The sequence below is a fragment of the Vibrio crassostreae genome (assembly GCF_024347415.1).
Classification (GTDB): Bacteria; Pseudomonadota; Gammaproteobacteria; order Enterobacterales; family Vibrionaceae; genus Vibrio; species Vibrio crassostreae.
In genome coordinates, this window is the sequence record NZ_AP025477.1 from 1,424,237 (window position 1) to 1,445,434 (window position 21,198).

Sequence of the window (21,198 nt, forward strand, 5' to 3'; positions counted from 1 at the left end):
CGCGCTAAGCTTTTTTATATCCAATGAAACCCAAGCTTATGTGTTCAGGTAGGGACTAGAATGCAGAAAAAAAACTCCCGAAGGAGTTTTTATTGTCTCAATCTGCAATTCGCTAACTAACTATCTAATTTAGCTATTCAGCAAAATAACCCGCTAGCTAGGCAATTAAGCGAGCATGCAGTGAATCTTTAAGCTCAGAACGATCATGTTTCAGTTGGTGCATCGAGCCGTCATCAATGGGTGAATCTTTCAGCTCTAGTTTACGAATCTCTTTATCAAGGTTGTCGTATGTCTTCATATCTTCTGCAAAGCCATCGTCAGTTTTAGCAAGCTCAGCAATTTTGTCTTTCATTTCAGGAAATTCGTGAACAAGAGAGTGATTTTCACCTAGCATAGAAACCTCTTAAGTTGAGTAAAGTGATTGGTATTAAGCACATTTCATTATTAACCTTAGCAAGTGCTTCAAATAACAAATGAGATCCAGTACACAGCCTAGAATATAGACAATTCAGATTCACAAATTTACAATCTTCCCCCACAAAGCTATGGTATTGGATTGAGGTTTTTCTCAATAACAAAATCTGCCACTGACGATATGCCATATCACCAAGTTGTTTTTTATAGCCTTTGAATAAAACAAAACCTCACTTGATCGTGAGGCCTTAGACTGGTCGTTGTTATAAACGATAGCTAACAAATTTTGCTACATAAATTGGGGTTAGCTATTACAACCCCCCGAATGTACTCGATTCATATCATCACCAACCTGTGATTCAGACCCCGTAGATTGGCATCCTGCCACGAATAATAGCGTTACAGATAAGATAAGCCATTTCATAATAATTCCTCTTTTAGTCATGACTAAAGCATAGTGCTTAAAAGCGCGGATACTTCAGCTATTAACTAAAGCCTTACCTGCCGATAAAGCCTTGGTTAATAAACAAAGCATCGCTTCATTAATTAACGACCTGCTTTTGTACAAAAAACTTTCACTCAACTAAATAAAAATCGATCAAAAACTGAAAGAGGACAGTTGTGGAGCCATGACGAGGATCTAAAAAACGAGTCGCTAAATGTTAGTCGCTCGTAGCCAAGCGCACCGCCGCTTCAGAGTGAATTGCTGTCGTATCAAACAACGGTACATCCGTATGTTGCTGTTGAATCAGTAAGGCGATTTCCGTACAGCCTAGAATAACGGCTTCAGCGCCTTGCTGACTTAGTTTCTCGATGATTTGACGGTATATAGCTCTAGACTCTTCTTTTACTTCGCCTCGACACAACTCCTGATAAATGATGTTGTGCACTTTTTCTCTGTCACCGTCATCAGGAATAACAACATCAATACCGAACTTGTTAGTCAGGCGCCCTTTATAGAAATCTTGTTCCATCGTGAAAGCGGTACCGAGTAATCCTACTTTCTTCACGCCCTGCTCCAGCAGCTTCTGCGCTGTGGTATCAGCGATATGTAAGATAGGGATCGTGATCTTCTCTTCGATCTCAGGAATGACCTTATGCATGGTATTGGTACAAATCAGAATGAAATCAGCCCCACCCCTCTCTACCGATAAAGCCGCGTCCGATAAGATATCGGCTGTCTCCGCCCAGCGACCTTGATGTTGAAGCTTTTCTATCTCATCGAAGTTCACGCTGTACATACAAACCTTTGCCGAGTTAAGCCCACCCAGCGTCGCTTTAACGCCCTCGTTGATGGATTTATAGTAGCTTACTGTCGACTCCCAACTCATACCACCGAGCAAACCGATCGTTTTCATGTTTTTATTCCTTTATTTTTCGACTATCCGATTAAACCGTCATGACTTAAGAACTTATAGTACGTTCTTGCTAAAAATGAGATGAAGCTTTCGCTACTTAGCAAAAATGCTCGAACTAACAATTCGAGCCTTTGTTGTTTTATCTGAAAGTCTATGAGGGTTAATACACCTCACACCAATCGGATTTCATATCGATCAGCGTCCAATCATCTCTAGAATTCGCTTCATCGAGTGCTTTATCTAGCTTGCCCACATGGGACTCACGATCGTACTGCCACTCGCGCTCAGCATCAGTGTGATGAACAATCATCGCCATAGAGTTGGGTTGGCTCGTTGCCCATTGCATCATGGCTTGATCACCGTCTGAGTTACCGACCGCTAGAATAGGTTTCTTGCCGATAATATGCTGAATATTGGTGACCTTTCCGGCTTTATCATCAATGGTCAAAATGGACGAGTCTTTGGTTACAGTCGGGTTGCCGTCGTTGAAGCTGTAGTTGTATTTAAGCGCGCTGCCAATGATCTGTTCTGGCGGGATATTATAGGCCTCGGGAGCCCACACTCTCATGAAATCAACGCCGCCACCCGACACTATGTAAGTTTTAAAGTCATGCTCTTGAAGGTAAGTCAGCATCTCTTTCATTGGTTGGTAAGTCAAATCGGTATAGGCTTTGTTGAAACGAGCGTCTTTCGCTGCGGCTAACCATTGCTCAACATCTTTTTGGTATTGTTCAACTGTCATACCAGAGTGCGTCGCCATGATAATTTTCAATAAACCTTCTTCGCCGCTTCCTAGAACACTCTTAACGTCATCTTCAAGCACGAACTTAAACGGTGCTTCCGTTTTCCATTCAGGGTGTTCAGGCGCCATCTCTTTTACACGATCTAGCGCAAAGGCCAGCTGGAAGTAATAAGGTTTTTCTGACCAAAGCGTACCGTCGTTATCAAATACAGCAATACGGTCTTGGACCGCAACGAACGTATCAGACTCTGCTTTGGTGGTTTGCCCAACAAAATCCACGATGGCGGATTTACTCTCGCTATCTTTCCAAGATGGCAACAAATTGGGGTCACAATCCTTAGCAAAAGATGAGAAAGAGAGGCTAGATAAAATCGCAACTGACAAAAGGTTTATTTTCTTCATAGCAACTACCATGTTATTGAATTAATTGTAGGGTTTAATTCAATTCATCCTAATTGGTCTACTCTGATTTTCCACTTATGAACACTATAACCGCTGTTTATGTTGCCGTTAGATTAGTGCCACGACGAGTTCTGCTTTTTAGTTCGTTACGGCTTACGCTCTGCGCTTTTTGAACGCGTGCCAGCCGGCGCTGAGAATTGTTTTTAACACCACACCGAGTGCGCTTAGTTTAGGGTCGGCATTCTTGCCAGAGGCAATACGCCACATCTGATGCTCATACCAAACCAACCCGACCATCGCCACCTTGTCTAATGCGGGTTTACCTGTGGTGGGCACCGTTAGCGGCATGCCGTGGCTAGGGTTTTCGATTAACTTGTTAGGAAAATCAGGATCAACCGCCATTGTGCGCGCAATACCAATAAAATCGGTTGCCGATGTGTTTAATGCTTCATTCATTGCTTGCGCGGTTCGAAAGCCACCCGTGACCACCAGCGGTGTGCTGACGAGTTTTCTCGCCTTCACCATGTAATCCATAAAATACGCTTCACGCTTTACCGTGCTGGCCTTGATTGGTTCAGCCTTATTCTTTGAACCCATCATTGATGGACTTTCATAGGTGCCGCCGGAGATCTCAATCAGGTCAATACCGTTATCACTCAATGTTTGCACAACTTGCATTGACTCTTCTTCAGTGAAGCCACCTTTCATGAAATCGGCGCTGTTGAGCTTAATCCCGACAGGGAAATCGTCACCGACCTCTTTTCGAATCGCACGATAAACCTCAAGCACGAAACGAAGTCTGTTTTCGAGTGAGCCACCCCATTTATCTTGGCGTTGATTGTGTCTCGAAGACAAAAACTGACTGACAAGATAACCATGAGCACCGTGAATCTGGACACCAGTAAAACCCGCTTGTTTTGCAAGCTTTGCACTCCGCGCAAATTTATCAATGATTGCGATTATTTCTTTTTCAGTCAGAGCTCGTGGCGTATTGAAGCCCTTCTCTAATCCACGCTCTAAAGAGATAGCCGAAGGCGCAACCGGGCTATCACATAAGAATTTAGGGATTTGCTTACCTGGGTGATTCAGTTGCATCCATATCTGCGAACCATTCTGTGTTCCGGCACTCGCCCACTCACGAAATACGGTTAAGTCACTGTGCTCATCTAACACAACGTTTTTAGGTTCACCAAGCGCACTTCTATCGACCATCACGTTACCCGTCATGGATAGGCCAATTCCTCCTTGAGCCCAACGCTGGTAAAGCGTGACCAAACCTTGCTTAGGGTTATGGTGTTTATCACCTAGCTGTTCACTCATTGCCGATTTGAACAGGCGATTTTTGATCACCTGGCCATTAGGAAGAGAAAAAGGGTCGTTGAGGCAGATTGGATTCATGCGCGTGGTTACTTTCTTTGGTTTATATATTCAGTCCAGTATGCCCTATTTTATCCGACAGTTCTGAGCATTTGACGCCTATTTCGAAGCAAGTTTCGCTCAATAAAAAATGCCAGCGGCATAGCAACTGGCATTAATCGATTATAAACAAAACCTTAAACAGGTGACTTAAATCATCACTTTACCGTGGATTTTTTGACCTTGGTAAATGGTGTCGATTTCCATTTATCTGTTCTCACCTCTTCACCGGGCGTGTACATGCGTAACACTGAATACCATTGGTGATCGGGGATAGGTAAGAAGTTAGGATCATCTTCATGCCCTTTTACATCGCTACTCATGTAAATGGTGTAGCTGCCATCAGCATTAGGCGTTAGCGTTCTGTCTCCTCGGGAATGACGGTTTAAGTCATTTTTCTCCATCAATCGGGTTTCACCACTGTAGGCCGTGTATGACCAAAAACCACCCTCTTCTAGCGGTGGCGCATCGAAGGTCACCGTGTAATCATACTTACTACCGTCGAGTGAACCACCTTCACTATCGAAGAAGTCACCACTATACATAGTGTGCTTTGCAGGCAGCCCCCATTGACCCATTAAGGTGCCGTAGGCGTGTTGAAAGCTTGGAACCTTAGTCATTTCATCGCGAGTGCCTAATACGTCACGTGAATCATCAAAGCCCGCATTAATGATTCGCTCCAGTCCGTCTTTTTGACCAGACTCGAGCATACTAAGCTGTTCTTTCGTAAATGGATGATTGGCTTTGCCTAATTCAACATCTCCTAAGCCAATGTACTCGAACAGTTCAAGCAGCTTTTGGTCATGCGCCTTCATTGTTCCTTCAGACAGAATGAAATTGGTTCGCTCGACCCAATTAGAGTCTTCAGGATCTGGATACTCGCGCTCAATAGGAACTGGCCCTTTCTGACCTAAGTATTCCGACAACGTCCTAACATTCCATTGATCCATTAACTTTTGAGCAGTTGCAGAATCGTCACCGCCAAGGTCCATGATTCGACCCATCATTTTGACCAGCGGGTGCTCGACATAGATGACTTGATCGACACTCGCAGGCACTTCACCTTTCCACCCTTCAACTGCATACATGAAACTGCCGCCTTTTGTGCCTCGCTGTGGAGAGCCAAAAGCCGAGTCAGTAAAGTGCTGCATATTCATGGTATGGAACAACCAGTATCGATTGTCATCATGGTCTGGAATCGTAACGATGACAGGCTCTGCTGCTAGGTCCATCCAACCCATCAAATGTAACGTGTCATTGTTAATCGTCGGGTGCGCAGTGTAAGTGTCGTCAGCAAGTATTCGAATATTTTGGAATCGATTCAAAGGGTAGTCTTGCTCAACGACGGTTTTGTAAAAGTATTTGTAGGCTTCATCTATCGAGTACGCGTACTCATAGGCAAGTTGTGCCAATAGCTGATTATCCTTTTTGAGCGACGCTAAACTCGCCATCTCAACGGGTAGAGTTTCCGTTTTTATCCCAATAGCTGCGCTGGTCGCCTCCACGGATTGGCTCGCAAGTACCGGAGATGGAAGTGCAACCATGAAAGCACAAGCCAGTGCTGCCGCAAGTATGTTTTTTTTCATCATTTAATGTCCTAACTAGAAGCGAGTACGGAAGGTGATCCAAGTGTTGTTGTCAGTATCACCACTAAAGATGATGATGTTGTCACTATCGACCTTGTAGCCCAGCTGCATTTCAGCAGAGAAATCTCGTGTGTTCTCACCATCCAATCCATAGGTGTATTGAGGGGCAAGTTGAAGATAAAATTGGTCAGCAAAATCGTACTTTAAGTAGTTAATACTGCTGATGATCTGAGTGTCTTGAAATTGGTTATTCTCTTCCCACATCCGTCCATACGTTATGGCACTGTAGAGTTTAAATTTGTCGCTTAACTCGAATGCTTGCATCACACCAATAGAGGCGTAGTTCGATGTTAGATCGTCGTTGGAGAAGTCGTGTCCAGCATCAACAAATAAGCCGGTGCCCGTTTTCTTATTGGGTGTGAAGAATCGTGCTCGATAGTTTTCAAAGTTGTTTTTGCCTTCCAGCTTACCCAACACACCCCAATCGCCACGATTCACGCCAAATTGGAAGGTAGCGCCAAGCCCTTTATTTCCCGCAATTAGTTCACCTCCCGTATAAACGGCCATTGGGTCAGCCATATCACTGGCAGGTTCTTCTTGAGCGGAAACAGAAAATGCAAAGGGGATAAGCGCAAAGATAGAGAGTGTAAAACTGGAAAAGGTGCCCGTGAGCAGACGTAACGGTTTCTTCATATTGTTGTCCGGTAGTAAGGTGCGCTTGTTACAGCACACCTTGCATTAGTCGTATTTGGCGTTAGTCAGCAACCACTGATTTGTCTGCCATACCAATACCACCGGCTTTCTGTCTTGGTGGAAACGCTTTGAGTGACTTCTGATATTCCGCCGCTGATTTTTGCAGCTTTGGTAATACCCAAGACTTCTCTTTCATCCATAAGAACCAACCACGAGTATCAGGGCTACGCTCATAAGGATCAGCCTTGATGTTAACAAGCATCCCTAGTGGCCACTCTTCAGGAGGCGCAATCCATTCCGTTTTGGTTTTTAGGTGCACTTTCCAATCATCAACTCGGAACGCATTCAAATCTTGCTCGTTGTAGAAGAAGAACTCGTGACGTTGACTCGGCTCGCCTTTGGTCAACATGTCCAGTTGGTTATAACCATCCAAGTGAACTTGATAACGCTCGCCGTTTAACTCTTTTCCATCAAGCAGTTCTTGCTTAATGTCGCCTTCACCCACTGCAGCCATAATGGTTGGCACCCAGTCTTCTGACGTCATGAAGCCGTCGGTATATTCACCTTGAGGGATTTTATCTGGCCAACTCACCAACATTGGTACACGGAAACCACCATCCCATGTCGTGCCTTTTTGTCCTCTGAATGAGGCAGAGCCTGAATCAGGCCAGTGGTCTAGGTTTACGCCATTGTCAGAAGTGAAGAGAATGATGGTGTTATCGATTTCGCCTAAATCTTCAAGCTTGTCGAGCAACACACCGATTTGGTCATCCAGTTCGATCAAGCCATCGTAATAGGTGTTGATTTGGCTCGCGCCTCGATACTCCGGACGAACGTGTGTTTTTTGGTGCATACGAGTCGGGTTGTACCACATGAAGTAGGGTTGTTCGTCTTTCTCTGCTTCATGTTTATCAAGCCAGTCCGTAGCAAAACCCAAAAACTCGCCATCAATGGTCTGCATACGCTTAGCGCCCAAAGTGCCCTTATCTTCAATAGTTTGCTTTCCAACCACACCAAATCTTGGGTCTTCTTGCATGTCCACACTCTCGGTAGCAACGGTGTGAAGAACATTGCGAGGGCGTCCTCTGAAGTTAGGGTCTGTTGGGAATTCCGGCTGTTCAGGCATTTCCATCACGTTAAGGTGATAAAGGAAACCGAAGAACTCATCGAAACCATGGACAGTCGGCAGATGGCTGTTGTTGTCACCCAAGTGGCTTTTGCCAACATGAACCGTGGCATAGCCCTTGTCTTTTAGCATTTCAGCCAGCGTAGGATCTTCTTTTTGTAATCCCAACGATGACCCCGGCTGTCCTACAGACGTCAAACCCGTTCTGAATGGGTATTGTCCGGTGATGAACGCAGAACGACCCGCAGTTGAACTGCCCTGTGCATAGTAATCACTGACCATCATGCCGCGCTCGGCAATTCGATCAATGTTCGGCGTATCCACCGCGCCTAAACCACGGTGGTAGGCAGACAGATCCGTTGGGCTCACATCATCGAGCATGATAGCAACCACATTGGGTTGGCTCGCTGCATGTACGTTGACGCTCGCCAATACCGAGAGCGCCAGAGCGGATTTAACAAAAGACTTATACATTTATAACCCTCATTCACTATGAGTAAATCGCCGGAGTCACACCGAAATTTGTGTATGTCTCAAGCGAACTGTTGTTGAGGTAAATGGTATAAGAAAGACGCCAAAAATGGCTTGATAGCCACTATTACGATTTTTAATAGTGGCAGCCAGAAGGGGGGCGTTATTTAAAGGAAATAGTTTCGTGAAGCTAGGATTGAATGATCGACGTAATTTCTTTTTGAAGCCAATCCGTGAACGGGTTATTGCGATTTGCTTGGTGAGTAAATAGAGCCAACTCTCGACGATACGTATCTTTCAACAGTTCCGGCGGTAGCTCAATACAGCGATAAGCGTGATCAAGCAAATAACGACATTTCGTCGATGTAATATAAATAAAGTCGCTGTCCTTAACGATCTCCAACATCAAGTTCATGTTGTTACTTCGAAGGGCAATATGCTTATCTAAGTCGTACTTTTTGATCAACATTTCTGTCTTAGATGGCTGAATGTAACCAGGGATCATGTTGATACATAATGGGTATTTCAGTACATCCTCAAGGGCATTGCTTTGAACAGGGTGATCGGCTCTTAGTACCAACATGAACTTATCAAAGCCAACCGGTCGCTCAGTCAACGTTTTATTCACATCCATAGGAAGATAGCTCACTCCCCAACACGTTCGATTGGTTTCTAGAGACTGCACGCCATTGTCTAACCAAGGTGAACATTGAAACGTGACTTGTGGAGCTTCTTTGGTCAGTTTTTTAATTAATGGCACACCCACTGGAACCAACAAAGGAGAAGGCAGCATGATTTGAACCTCTCCTCTTAAATCTTCCAACCCCCACTCTTCACTAGGTATGTAAAGATTGTCGAGTTGTTCTAATAGCAGAGGTAACGTTTCGATAAGCTTCAAGCATTTTGGGGTAGGTTCAAGCTTTGCTTTATCTCTAACAAACAACTCATCATCAAATTGTTCTCTGAGCTTACGAAGCATGACACTGATCGTCGGCTGACTCACATTCAACGCTTTTGCAGCAGTGACCGTTTGGCGAGTTTCATTGAGCACTAAAATAAGCCGCAGTAAATTTAGATCTTTGGTCATGCCCGACTCCAAGTGATTTAGAAAAGTGGAAAGTACGCTGGCGAATACCCTTTTTTCATCGCTTCAACCATTGGTAACAACTTAGGTAACGCATGACGAAAAAACATCTCATACCCTTGGCATAAATGATTCATCGCGCTGCCATCTTCGGTTGTTGCTATTCTATTCTTAGGGCAGCCACCTTGGCAAAGCTCAACAAAATCACAACCTCGACAAGTGCTGTTTAGTTCATGATATTTGTTGGTACCAAACGCTATTTGTTTCGGTGAGGTCGCCATGCTTACAAGCTTATCACTCTTCACGGTTCCCAGTTGATGATCTTGATACCCATAATGGTCACAACTATAAACATTACCGTCATGCTCAACCATTAACTGCTGACCACAAGTCGCACTGTGATGACACATTTGGCTTTGGTAGCCCATCAACACCATTAAACAGTTTTCAAAAAACTGGATATACACTTTACCGACATCATTGGCGCTCCACGCATCAAACAGATCACAAAGAAACTGCCCCCATTGCTCACCCGTTAACGACCAGTCATGCCCTGTTCGCCTATCTAATTCATGATCGATACAAGGCTGAAACTGCATGTAACCACTGCCATTTTCAACCAAAAACTGATAGATCGTTTTACCGTGTTTGTAGGTTTTATTGTTCACGACCGTTAACGTATTAAAATCAACATTGTGCTTCTTTAGATAAGACATCCCACGCATTGTGCGTTCAAAAGACGACTCGCCATTTTTGTCGATCCGAGCAATATCATTCAAAATGTTGGGCCCATCGATACTGATGCCCATCATGAAATTATGTTTAGCAAAGAAACTCGCCCAGCGATCGTTAATCATGGTTCCATTGGTCTGCATGGTATTTACGACGCGTTTTTTTGTGGCTTTGCTTACTTGCGCTTTCATTGCTGCTTCATAGAAATCGAGCCCTCTTAACATAGGCTCGCCACCATGCCAGATAAAGTCTACTTGTTGAGCTTTAACTGGCTGTGCGTCGATATGAGCACCTACAATTCGCTCCATCATATCCAGAGACATCGAAGACCTTTTATCGCCATCTTGTCTATTGAGGTAATAGCAGTAACTACAATCCAGATTGCACTGAGCCCCTTCTGCTTTAATAAATAAGCTAAAAGGATGAGTTGATGTGTTCATATTGATTCCCGTACTTTTTTGTCAACATATCAACCGTAAATCAATCAAACAATAGCACCCTATCCCCCTTATTTGCGCACGTCGTAGACACACCTCTCCAAGCTAAATAAAAACAATAGCTTGGAGTGAGACCAAGGAGTATTAACATCCTTAATATCGGCTATTACACTCCTTAATCACACTTCCTCTTATGCTCTTCACCATAGACTTCCAACAATATAGGTGTTCCATGAGAAAGCTGTTTTGTAAGAAAAAGGTACTGGCCACATTGGTGTGTTCTTTGTCCAGTGTTGTGGCGATGCCGTCTTTTGCTGAGCAACCAGCCACGCCAGAAGAGGAGCTTGCTTACAACTTAGGTGTGCAAGCATTCATTTATGGTACTGGACCTCTCACGGTTGCTGCTGTCAGACAAACCACCACCTCGGTCGATGCCGCCATGGACAATGGCATGGCACCTCTCAATGAGATGGGTAAAACACGCGCTTTGTCTGGGCCGCATGAGCAAATCGTGCCAACCGTCAATAACGACACGCTTTACTCACAGGCACACTACGATTTAGACCTATCCGGACCAATGGTACTGGATATCCCGAAAACCGATAACCGTTACTATATCGTGCAGTTATTGGATGCTTATTCTGAGTCGATTGATGATCTACACACTAAAAATGCCGGAGACCAAGGTTCAAAAGTACTACTGGTCAACAAAGGCTGGAAAGGTGAGGTACCGGACGGTATTGATCGCGTCGTTGAATCGCGCACTCCTATGGTTTGGTTGATTCACCGTACTGGCGTTTTTGGCGAACAAGACCTTAAAGATGCACTCGTGGTACACGATCAGTTCCTAAGTTACCCACTCAGCGAACTCGATAAAAAGCATACACCGGCGAAACTCAAGCATTCGAGTGGCGGTATTCCTCCGATGGCAAGGCCGGAAGGGCTAGAGTGGTATGCCTTAATCGACCGTGAGCTCAGAAAGAACCCGATTCCAGAAGATGCGCCGATTGTTGAACAGTTTGAGCAAATTGGGATTGGTGGTGATACGCCGTTCAACCCAGAAGCGCTTTCCCCTGAACAGCAAAAAGGTTTGCTACGAGCAATTGAGTCGTCTCAGAAGATCATTCAGTACGCAGGGCGCAGCATCGGCGATATTAACAATGGTTGGTCGATGATGTACGAAGGGGGTCGCTATGGAAACGACTACTTGAGCCGCGCCAGCATCAACCTTCGAGCTGCAGGGTTAAACGTACCTGAGCGAGCACTCTACCCAAATCGATACACAGACTCGAAGGGCGAACAGCTATCTGGTGAGCATCAATACCGCATGACCATGCCTGCCGATGCGCCTGCGGAGGCCTTCTGGTCATTGACGATGTACGATGCTAAGAACCTGTTTATGGTTGAGAACTTCATTCAGCGCTACTCAATCTCGACCAACCGTAAACAAGAGCTTATTTACGCAGAAGATGGCACTCTGCCGATCTGTATTCAGTACAGCAAGCCAACCGATCCAACATGTAACTGGCTACCAGCACCGAAAGATGACTTTTATCTGCACATGCGTCTTTACGAGCCAACACAAGCGGTACTCGATAACCAGTATCCACTACCGCAGGTAACCAAGCTCTAATACTAGAGAGCGAAGCCTGAAACACCCTACCCCCATTACCGCAGCGGCGCCACCCGCCGTCGTTGCGGTCAATCACTCGCTAAACAACATGAGACTCTTGTTTTGAAAACTCCGTTAATCGCACTTCCTATCATTATGGTTGGTGTGTTCACCTCAGTCGCGCATGCAGGTGGTTTAAACCTCTCACAAATCGCGACGACCAAAAGTGTCGGCACCGCTGGCACCGGAAATGTCACTGCAAATGATGCCTCTGCAGTGATCACTAACGCAGCCGCACTCTCTTCCATCGAGGATGACGCTTGGATACTTGGCGCACAATATCTGGATGTAAAGTCGACCTTTGTACGCAGCGATAGCCAAGCAGAAACCACCGGCAGTAGCGGCTCCGTGTTGCCTCACCTCTCTTACGCGGCGCGGTTAAATGACCGCTGGGTTGCGGGTGCAGCTTTACATGCCGCCGGAGGAATCGGGGTTAAATATTCTCAAGGCGTTGGTGCGAACCCAGCCCTGCTAATCAAAGAAAACAGCATCGCAGCGGTTAACCTCACCTCGTCATTGTCTTATGAGTTAACTGATACACTCTCGCTCGGTGGCTCACTCATCTTGCAGCATGCCTCACTCAAAACAGAAGCGATACAAGACCGTACGCTCGAAGGTGACAGCCTAGAACTCGGATTTGGCTTGAGTGTAAACCTCCACATTACCGATACCACGCAACTGGGGATCAGTTACCAAAGCCAGTTTGACCACGACCTCGAACTCGATAAAGCTAATGACTTTGGAGTCAGCTCTGAGTTGACTTGGGTACGAAGCTTGAACCTTGGAGTACGACACGCTTTGAATAGCGACCTTGCCTTGCTTTTAAGCACCAACCTAGAGACATGGCAAGACTATGATGAGAAGTACTCCACCACTTATTCGCTGGGTGTGGGCGTTGAATACACGTATGAAGATTGGTTGCTCTACAGTGGCATTAGTGGGGATACCAGTCCATTAGACAACCACAACCGAGACGTATTATTGCCACTCGATCAGCAATGGCGCATCGGCGTAGGTGCCGAGCGTAAAATTTCCAGCGACCTGCATCTTGGCTTAAGTTACCAATACCAAGATTTAGGCCATGGTGAAATTAATGCTGATTCAGGACTATTTCAGCCTTCTGGCAGCTATTCGACCAACAGAGTTCACTTCATCACTTTGTCTCTTCGCCATTAAAGCGAACTCTTAAGCGTTATTCGCTTCTAGCAAGAAACGTTACGAAAAAAGGATTGGCTGTGAGAGCAATCCTTTTGATTTCATGAATCTCATACCGCTAACCAGAAAGACTCTATCCCCCTTTACGCTCATAGTAATTGTCGTTATTGTGATTCTCTACACCATCATCACAAGGACTGTCTGAGAGTTATGAACAGCACGATTGAAACTATTCTGGGGCACCGCTCCATTCGTCAATATACAAATCAACCGATTGAAAAAGCACAACTTGATGTGATTATTCAGGCTGGTCTCGCGGCTTCGTCATCGAGCTTACTGCAGGCTGTTTCTATCGTGAGAGTGACCGACAAAGAGAAGCGAAAGCTGCTAGCAGAATACGCAGGCAACCAAGCTTACGTTGAAAGTGCGGCTGAGTTTTTAGTATTCTGCATCGACTATCAACGCCACGCTCAAATCAACCCTGAGGTGAAAACCGACTTTACTGAACTGACCCTGATTGGCGCAGTCGATTCAGGCATCATGGCGCAAAACTGTATGCTGGCTGCTGAGTCTCTTGGCTTAGGTGGTGTGTACATCGGTGGCTTGCGCAACAGCGCTCAACAAGTCGATGAACTACTTGAGCTACCACTACACACTGCCGTGCTATTTGGGATGTGTTTAGGTCACCCGGTACAGCAACCTGAGATTAAGCCTCGCCTTCCTGCTCATGTGGTGATGCACGAGAACCAATACCAGCCGTTGAGCTTAGACGAAATTGCTCGCTACGATGATTCAATGCAATGCTACTACGCGAATCGCTCAAGTAATCAGAAGCAGAGCAGTTGGTCACAGCAGATCACTCAAAAGCTGTCTGGCGAATCTCGTCCGCATATCCTGCCTTACCTAAACAGCAAGGAGCTGACTAAGCGATAGAGCAAAAGCCGCTCTGAAGACAGAAAGAGATTCCAGTGAGCGAGCCCCGTTTTAGCAACACAAACAAAAATGTCAGCGTACAATACGCTGACATTTTATTAATCCGGAGGCCGCTAGCTTACAGATATTTCTCTATCGGAAGTAATTGTAGAAAGCCAGACTGCATTCTCTCCCACTTGCCAGTTTCAGGTTCGCTGTCCCAGCTTTGCTCACCGGAATACCAATACACATCACCGTCTTCCAGTTCCAAGCGCCAGCTATTATCTTCACTCATCGCTTGCTCAATAGTGTCCGCTAATGTTTCAGCAATACCTTTGTTCTTGATGATCAAAACCGATTCCGTATTGAGGTAGGTAGAACGTAAATTGAAGTTAAATGAGCCAATGCTTGCGATACTGCGGTCAAATACCACTGATTTAGCATGCAGACCATAAGCTGTCTCAGGTGCACATTTAGTCACGTCTTGAGTCGATGCTTCACACAGCTTGGAATCTGGTTTTAACTCAAACAGGTCGATGCCATGCTCCAACATGTCGTAACGTCTGCCCGCATAAGCTGAATGATTAGTCACCAAATCATTAGACGCCATTGAGTTAGTTAAAGCCTTTATCTCGACGCCGCTTTTGTTCAACACTTGCCACTCTTCTAATTGGCCGTCATCAAATACTAGGTAAGCCGATTCTAGCAAGATCTCTTTCTTCGATTCACTGGCTAGCTGACCTAACAGAACTGCGGTCGCTTTCGGTTGATCGGTATTACCGGAGTCAACTGGAACAGGTCGGTCATAAGCGAAACTCGCGTTAACCCAAGTCATCTCACCAAGTGCCTTTTTTAGCAGGCTGTCTGCCGCTTCACGATCTAATGGTAGCTCTGGGTAATTCTGATAATGCGGAGCAGCAATATTCTCAATGATTGAGATATCGGGTTGTTCTTCGTCACCTAACATATCGACTGGATAAGACCATCGGCTGTTCCAGTATTCGATAAAGCTAGTTTGGATAGTGGTGACGACTGAGCCCATGACCAATACATCACGATCTCGGAAGTTAATCTCATCGGAAAGGTCAAAGTATTCATCACCAATATTGCGCCCGCCAACCACAGACAAAGTGCCATCCACGGTAAACGATTTATTGTGCATGCGACGATTTAATCGAGAGAAATCGCCAAGGAAGCTTAGCCACTTACTGAAACCACGGCGTGTTGGCGTTGGGTTGAAGATACGAATCTCGACGTTAGGGTGCGCATCCAGTGCTGACAACAAACCTTCACGTTCGTTGAGGTTGATATCATCCAACATCACTCGAACCTTCACACCACGCTCGGCTGCTGCCAATAAACGGCTGGCTAGATAACTGCCCGAACCGTCAGAGTTCCAGATGTAATATTGAATATCGATGGTGTGTTCTGCACTTTCAACCAACGCCAAACGCTGTGCCAATGCATCCCAACCAGACTCTTGTAAACGAACGGCGGTCGTCGCCTGCTCTGATGCTTCTGGTTGATATTCATCCGCTAAAACCGACAGAGTGCTTGGTCCATAAGAGGTGTACGGTTCTGCCGGGTGATCGATGCCTTCTGGTAATGAAGAACAGCCGCCAAGAATAGCGACTAAAATTAAGGTTAAACTGATGCGTTGGAGCACAGGCATGTGTCTGACTTCCTTTTCACGGTGACATCTTAGAAACTGTCCCTACAGCTTTGCGACTCACAAGCTGTTCAGGTCTATTCATTGATTATTACTGCTAAAGCCTGAAATTTATAGGTAATTATCCACTATAAATGAAACATCAGTACTCCATCGTGAGCAGCACATCGCTAAACCGCGCCCTGAAACCCTCACCTTTGCTCTGAAATTACTGCGATCTCAACTGTTCGATAGCCAAACAATAAAGGCCTAAAGGCTTTCTTACCATCTCAACCGTAATCTCTGTTCTATCCGGGTTACAGTTCAATGCAAGCGCATAACCGTGCAAATAGTCCACTAGCAAGTGAAGGGCGTCTTCGGCTTGTTCTGATGTAAGGTTCAGCGGACTCAACACCGCTTCAAAGCGTTCACCAAACACCTCAACAGGCCCAAGCGATTTCATCGTTAGTAGAGTTTCTAGCAACCCACGGTAGTCATTCAACACCGACAAGTAACTCACACTAAGTTGATAGAGGTTCTCTTGCCACGCATGGTTTTGCTCAGGCTGTGCCACCTCACCTACTAATGAAACAGTGATCGACTCCAATAGATCATTTTTGTTTTTGAAGTAATGGTATATCGCCATCGCATCGACGCCGAGTTCTGTGGCTAATCCTCTGATACTCGGCACTTTACCACCTTCCCGCATCATGCACTTTGCCGTATCTAAGATCTTTTCGGCACTTAGTTGGCTTGATCCACTCTTTGGTCGACCTCGCTTTTGATCCTTGACAGTCATAACACCACCTCTTAAACTTAAATTTCTACACTGTAGAATATTTTAATTTAATACAGTGTAAATGCCAAGTTCCTGTTCAATTTCGGAGTTAACAATGTCAAATATTGTCTTTATCGGTACGAGTCTTGATGGTTACATTGCAGACAAAAACGGTGATCTAGATTGGTTACAAGCCATCCCAAACCCAGAGGGTGATGACATGGGGTACAACGCCCATATCGATCGTATCGATGCTTTGGTAATGGGCCGAAACACAATGGATATGGTGCTGAGCTTCGGTATTGATTGGCCTTACACAAAACCGGTTTATGTTTTGAGTAACACGTTGACTGAAGTGCCTAAAGAGGTTGAAGGTAAAGTGTTCTTGATAAAGGGCGAACTCACTCAGATCATCGAAGACCTCAACAGCAAAGGCCTTAACAATCTGTATATTGATGGCGGTGTGACCATTCAAAACTTCCTGAAAGAAGACCTGATTGATGAACTGATCATCTCGACGATTCCCGTTGTTCTTGGTGGCGGATCTCCGCTATTTGGTGACTTAGTCTCTCCTCTCGACTTTACGCTCAAAAACGTCACGACTTACCTTGATGAGATCGTCACTACTCACTACTTACGTAAGTGTTAAATCTGTTGTTCGCATAAAGGTTATGTACCGATCAACACTGAATGACTGCATACATTAACAAACAACAAAAAGCCCGTTCATAATGTCTGAACGGGCTTTTTAATCAAACAAGAATATTCGCTAAGCTGGAGACTCGCTCAGTGTTGGCTCAGATACTGTTGTTTGTTGTTTCTGCCATTTATCCACGACCAGTGCAGCAATCATGTCACCTTCTACGTTTACCGCCGTACGGAATGTATCTAACGGGCGTTCAATTATGAGCAGAATCGCGATCGCTTCCAGTGGTATACCAGCAGCCAATAACACCAGCTGCATGCCAGACATAGACCCAGATGGCATGCCCGGAGCTCCCACAGAAGAGACCATCGCCATAATGAAGATCATCACCAAGCCAGAAGTAGTGAGATCCACACCAAACAGTTGAGCCAAGAAGATCGCAGCAACCCCTTCGAAGAGTGCCGTACCATCCATGTTCATCACTGCACCAAGTGGCAACACCATGCTACTTGTACTTTGCGATACGCCGAGCTTTTCTTCTGCGCTCTGCATCGCTAGTGGCAAAGTAGCAGAGCTTGATGACGTCGCGAACGCCATCGCCATTGGCGCGGAGATTCCTTTAAATAATGTGCTAAAGCGAATCCCAGTCATCACCTTCGCAATGGTCGGCAGTACAATCGCTCCGTGGATCAGAGTCAGCACAAACACGAGCAAAGCAAATAGTGCCAATTGCTCAAACAGTGACTCACCACCACGAACGGTAAAATCGAGAACAATGGCGAAAACCGCGAGCGGAGCTAAACGAATGATCCAACCAACAATGGTATTGATGCTCTTGTTCAAGCCATTAAGCACCTCAAAAATCGGGTGTTTTTCTGGCAATGAAGAAAGTAAAGCAATACCCAACATGAATGAGAACACGACAATCGCGAGCAAGTTACCATTGGCTAACGCCGCTACTGGGTTCACGAGCGCCATGCTAAACAACTTGCTGGCAATCGCAGCTCCTCCCGCCGCATCTTCACTTATAAGCTGAACATCGTCTCCAATCGTAGCAACGCTGGTTAAAGGCTCCCAAGCAGGCAACAGCAATGAAGCACCCAAGCCCAAAGAGATGGCTATCAGCGTCGTGAAGCTATAGAAAAGTACTGTATTACGGCCAATTTGCTTCAATCGAGTGATCGAGCCAATGCTTGTTATACCTTGCAACAACGAGAATAAAACCACTAAACCAACGACCATTTTTAGCAAGCCGATATAAGTAGTTTTACCAAGCATTAAGAACTGATACCACCCCGTTTGGGTAATGCCAAAGGTTGAAGCAATAAGTTGTGCAAAAAGCCATGCAAGCAAAGCAGCTAACATTAACTGAAGAGGTAAAGAGTGGCGAAGTTTAGTCAACATAAGGACAATTCCAGTAACCCTGTAGGACAATTCAGATACCTTTATTAAAGGGAACAACCTTTAATAAAAATATTCCTTGGTAAAGTGTGCCTAGGAAAAAATAAAGTCCGTTAGATTCAATCTAACGGACTTTATGAAAACCAGATGAGGTTTAAGATTTAAGGCTATTTATCCATGTGTAGAACAGTACGGATAGACTCGCCTTTGTGCATTAGTTCGAATGCTTCGTTTACGTCATCTAGACCCATAGTGTGAGTGATGAATTCTTGCAGTCCGAACTCACCCGCCATATAACGGTTTACGATTTCTGGAAGCTCAGAGCGGCCTTTAACACCACCGAAAGCAGAACCACGCCATACACGACCTGTTACTAGTTGGAACGGACGAGTTGAGATCTCTTGGCCTGCACCTGCAACACCAATTACAACTGATTCACCCCAACCTTTGTGACAACACTCAAGAGCTTGACGCATCACGTTTACGTTACCGATACACTCGAATGAGTAATCAACACCACCGTCTGTCATCTCAACGATAACGTCTTGGATTGGCTTGTCGTAGTTCATTGGGTTGATGCAGTCAGTCGCGCCAAGTTGTTTTGCTAGCTCGAATTTGCTCTCGTTAATATCAACACCGATGATTTTGCTTGCACCCGCCATACGAGCACCGATGATTGCAGAAAGACCGATACCGCCTAGGCCGAATACAGCAACTGTGTCGCCTTTTTCAACTTTAGCTGTGTTCAGTACCGCCCCCATACCAGTGGTTACGCCACAACCTAGAAGACAAACTTCCTCAAGAGGTGCTTCTTTGTTTACTTTCGCTAGTGAGATTTCTGGAAGTACAGTGTACTCAGAGAAAGTAGAACAACCCATGTAGTGGAAGATTGGCTCACCGTTGATAGAGAAACGGCTTGTGCCATCTGGCATTAGGCCTTTACCTTGAGTTTCACGAACCGCTTGGCAAAGGTTAGTTTTACCAGACTTACAGAATTTACATTCGCCACACTCAGCTGTGTAAAGTGGGATAACGTGGTCGCCAACTTCAACGCTTGTTACGCCTTCGCCAACCATTTCAACGATACCGCCACCTTCGTGACCAAGGATAGAAGGGAAGATGCCTTCTGGATCGTCACCTGAAAGAGTGAATGCGTCAGTGTGACAAACACCAGTAGCAACGATACGAACAAGTACTTCGCCAGCTTTTGGCAGTTCAACGTCAACCGTTTCACGCTTTAGCGGCTCGCCCGCTTTCCAAGCAACCATAGCTTTAGATTGGATATGAGTTTGACCAGGTTTGATTTCGATAGTCATGTGATATTTCCTATATTAGTCAGTCAACGTTGAGCTTGTTTGTTATCGCTCTCTCGTTTTGTTGGAGCTAGTATAGGTGTGACCATCCAATTTGATAATCCCATTTTTTTGAGAATGATTATTACATATTGGTAATAATAAATAGTGAGATTAACTTCGTCTAACGATCAATCAAAGGCTTAGCCTAGGCTGAATAAAATCGATAAACGCGGAGATACGTTTAGAGACGGAGGACGACTTGTAATAAACCGCATTGACTCGCTCTCGATCTGTGTCATTCAGTTTCAAATGTTCCAATAAAGGAATCAATCGCCCTTCAGCAATATCTTGCTGTACCATAAAGCCAGATAAACAAGCGATACCATTGCCTGCTAATACCAATTGGCGCACAGTCTCACCGTTGCTTGCTGTCATGGTTGGTTCTACGAAGTTTTGGTTTGGCAGTGGCCAGTGATTCAACACCTTCGCGCCAGTAAAGCCCACTGTCTGATGCATTGATAACTCATCTGCATTTTGTGGTATGCCGCGTTTAGCCAGATAATCAGGTGACGCCACCATATAGAGGAGGCTCTTACCTAATGGGCGGGCGTGGAGTGTGGAGTCCGTTAATTTTCCTATTCGTATGGCGACATCGGTTCGTTTCTCTATTAAATCCACAAACCCTTCATTTGAGGTCAGTTCAAGCTCAATATCAGGGTAAGCCTCATTAAACTCACCGACTATCGGCACTAACTGGTGGAACACAAATGGGCTAGCAGCATCGACTCGCAAACGTCCTTTTGGTAATTCACCGCGCGATACAATTTCCTCTTCAGCGCTTTGGATCATTTGCAGACCCAACCTAACAGAATCAACAAACTGTCGTCCCTCTTCCGTCAGTTCAACTCGACGAGTGGTCCTATTAAAGAGAGAAACGCCTAGCTGATTCTCAATTCGGCTGACGCTTCGTGATACACGAGCCACTTGAATATCGAGCGTCTGCGCCGCAGCAGAAAATCCACCGCTATCAACGACAGTAAGCATAATTTCTAAATCATCCGATCGCGTTAACACGGGAATCTCCTAAGCCAAGAACAACACAACTATTGCATTTATAACAAAAGTAATTTGTTAATCACACTATTTTTGGCAAAGGATATTTCTCTCATAATCCTCGCCAACAAAACGAGCCAAGAAATAAGCTCCACTTTTAAGAATCACCTTTGAGAG

At 45.3% G+C, this 21,198-nt stretch carries 18 protein-coding genes; 4 read left to right on the forward strand and 14 right to left on the reverse strand.

What is annotated here, in order from left to right; all coding sequences use genetic code 11:
- Positions 1 to 157: 157 nt before the first annotated feature.
- The 9 genes from OC193_RS22085 to OC193_RS22125 all read right to left on the reverse strand — a co-directional run bounded on the left by OC193_RS22085 (position 158) and on the right by OC193_RS22125 (position 10,464).
- Positions 158 to 394 carry a YdcH family protein gene (locus OC193_RS22085; protein ID WP_009845921.1) on the reverse strand — a complete coding sequence of 79 codons (237 nt, stop codon included), beginning with the start codon at positions 392 to 394 and terminating at the stop codon, positions 158 to 160.
- A 682-nt stretch (positions 395 to 1,076) separates the two neighbouring features.
- Positions 1,077 to 1,772, reverse strand: a complete 696-nt coding sequence (locus tag OC193_RS22090) for an aspartate/glutamate racemase family protein (RefSeq protein WP_048662477.1) — start codon at positions 1,770 to 1,772, stop codon at positions 1,077 to 1,079.
- A 160-nt stretch (positions 1,773 to 1,932) separates the two neighbouring features.
- Positions 1,933 to 2,916 carry an HAD family hydrolase gene (locus OC193_RS22095; RefSeq protein ID WP_048662478.1) on the reverse strand — a complete coding sequence of 328 codons (984 nt, stop codon included), beginning with the start codon at positions 2,914 to 2,916 and terminating at the stop codon, positions 1,933 to 1,935.
- Positions 2,917 to 3,069: 153 nt separating this feature from the next.
- Complete coding sequence (locus OC193_RS22100) at positions 3,070 to 4,314, reverse strand: NADH:flavin oxidoreductase/NADH oxidase family protein (RefSeq protein ID WP_048660935.1); 1,245 nt, start codon at positions 4,312 to 4,314, stop codon at positions 3,070 to 3,072.
- 176 nt (positions 4,315 to 4,490) lie between these two features.
- Complete coding sequence (locus OC193_RS22105) at positions 4,491 to 5,921, reverse strand: DUF1254 domain-containing protein (RefSeq protein ID WP_048662479.1); 1,431 nt, start codon at positions 5,919 to 5,921, stop codon at positions 4,491 to 4,493.
- A gap of 12 nt (positions 5,922 to 5,933) precedes the next feature.
- Positions 5,934 to 6,611, reverse strand: a complete 678-nt coding sequence (locus OC193_RS22110; RefSeq protein WP_048662480.1) for a hypothetical protein — start codon at positions 6,609 to 6,611, stop codon at positions 5,934 to 5,936.
- A gap of 61 nt (positions 6,612 to 6,672) precedes the next feature.
- Positions 6,673 to 8,211, reverse strand: coding sequence for a sulfatase-like hydrolase/transferase (locus OC193_RS22115; RefSeq protein ID WP_048662482.1), 1,539 nt, complete (start codon positions 8,209 to 8,211; stop codon positions 6,673 to 6,675).
- A gap of 187 nt (positions 8,212 to 8,398) precedes the next feature.
- The gene (locus OC193_RS22120; protein ID WP_048662484.1) at positions 8,399 to 9,295 is read right to left on the reverse strand and encodes a LysR family transcriptional regulator; all 897 of its coding nucleotides are present in this window, start codon (positions 9,293 to 9,295) and stop codon (positions 8,399 to 8,401) included.
- A gap of 17 nt (positions 9,296 to 9,312) precedes the next feature.
- The gene (locus OC193_RS22125) at positions 9,313 to 10,464 is read right to left on the reverse strand and encodes an anaerobic sulfatase maturase (RefSeq protein ID WP_048662485.1); all 1,152 of its coding nucleotides are present in this window, start codon (positions 10,462 to 10,464) and stop codon (positions 9,313 to 9,315) included.
- Between the two features lie 229 nt (positions 10,465 to 10,693).
- Between OC193_RS22125 and OC193_RS22130 the strand changes: the two genes are divergently transcribed.
- The 3 genes from OC193_RS22130 (at position 10,694) to nfsA (ending at position 14,221) form a co-directional block, all read left to right on the forward strand.
- Positions 10,694 to 12,094: a DUF1254 domain-containing protein gene (locus tag OC193_RS22130; RefSeq protein WP_048660929.1), complete on the forward strand. Its 1,401-nt coding sequence runs from the start codon at positions 10,694 to 10,696 to the stop codon at positions 12,092 to 12,094.
- A 102-nt stretch (positions 12,095 to 12,196) separates the two neighbouring features.
- Entirely contained in the window at positions 12,197 to 13,309 is a 1,113-nt protein-coding gene (locus OC193_RS22135) for an OmpP1/FadL family transporter (RefSeq protein WP_048662486.1), read from the forward strand.
- A gap of 189 nt (positions 13,310 to 13,498) precedes the next feature.
- The gene (gene nfsA, locus OC193_RS22140; protein ID WP_048660927.1) at positions 13,499 to 14,221 is read left to right on the forward strand and encodes an oxygen-insensitive NADPH nitroreductase; all 723 of its coding nucleotides are present in this window, start codon (positions 13,499 to 13,501) and stop codon (positions 14,219 to 14,221) included.
- Between the two features lie 118 nt (positions 14,222 to 14,339).
- Here nfsA and OC193_RS22145 read toward each other — a convergent pair whose 3' ends face one another.
- Positions 14,340 to 15,872: a phospholipase D family protein gene (locus OC193_RS22145; protein WP_048660926.1), complete on the reverse strand. Its 1,533-nt coding sequence runs from the start codon at positions 15,870 to 15,872 to the stop codon at positions 14,340 to 14,342.
- A gap of 205 nt (positions 15,873 to 16,077) precedes the next feature.
- Positions 16,078 to 16,647 (reverse strand): TetR/AcrR family transcriptional regulator, encoded by a 570-nt coding sequence (locus OC193_RS22150; protein ID WP_048660925.1) that lies wholly within the window; start codon positions 16,645 to 16,647, stop codon positions 16,078 to 16,080.
- 61 nt (positions 16,648 to 16,708) lie between these two features.
- Here OC193_RS22150 and OC193_RS22155 point away from each other — a divergent pair, with 61 nt between their 5' ends.
- Positions 16,709 to 17,275, forward strand: a complete 567-nt coding sequence (locus OC193_RS22155) for a dihydrofolate reductase family protein (RefSeq protein WP_132957247.1) — start codon at positions 16,709 to 16,711, stop codon at positions 17,273 to 17,275.
- A 120-nt stretch (positions 17,276 to 17,395) separates the two neighbouring features.
- On the opposite strand, the gene OC193_RS22160 is transcribed toward OC193_RS22155, so the two are convergent.
- From OC193_RS22160 to OC193_RS22170, 3 genes are all read right to left on the reverse strand, one after another.
- Positions 17,396 to 18,676 carry a dicarboxylate/amino acid:cation symporter gene (locus OC193_RS22160; RefSeq protein ID WP_048662490.1) on the reverse strand — a complete coding sequence of 427 codons (1,281 nt, stop codon included), beginning with the start codon at positions 18,674 to 18,676 and terminating at the stop codon, positions 17,396 to 17,398.
- 164 nt (positions 18,677 to 18,840) lie between these two features.
- Positions 18,841 to 19,989: an S-(hydroxymethyl)glutathione dehydrogenase/class III alcohol dehydrogenase gene (locus OC193_RS22165; protein WP_048660922.1), complete on the reverse strand. Its 1,149-nt coding sequence runs from the start codon at positions 19,987 to 19,989 to the stop codon at positions 18,841 to 18,843.
- 171 nt (positions 19,990 to 20,160) lie between these two features.
- Complete coding sequence (locus tag OC193_RS22170) at positions 20,161 to 21,042, reverse strand: LysR family transcriptional regulator (RefSeq protein WP_048660921.1); 882 nt, start codon at positions 21,040 to 21,042, stop codon at positions 20,161 to 20,163.
- Between the last annotated feature and the right edge of the window lie 156 nt (positions 21,043 to 21,198).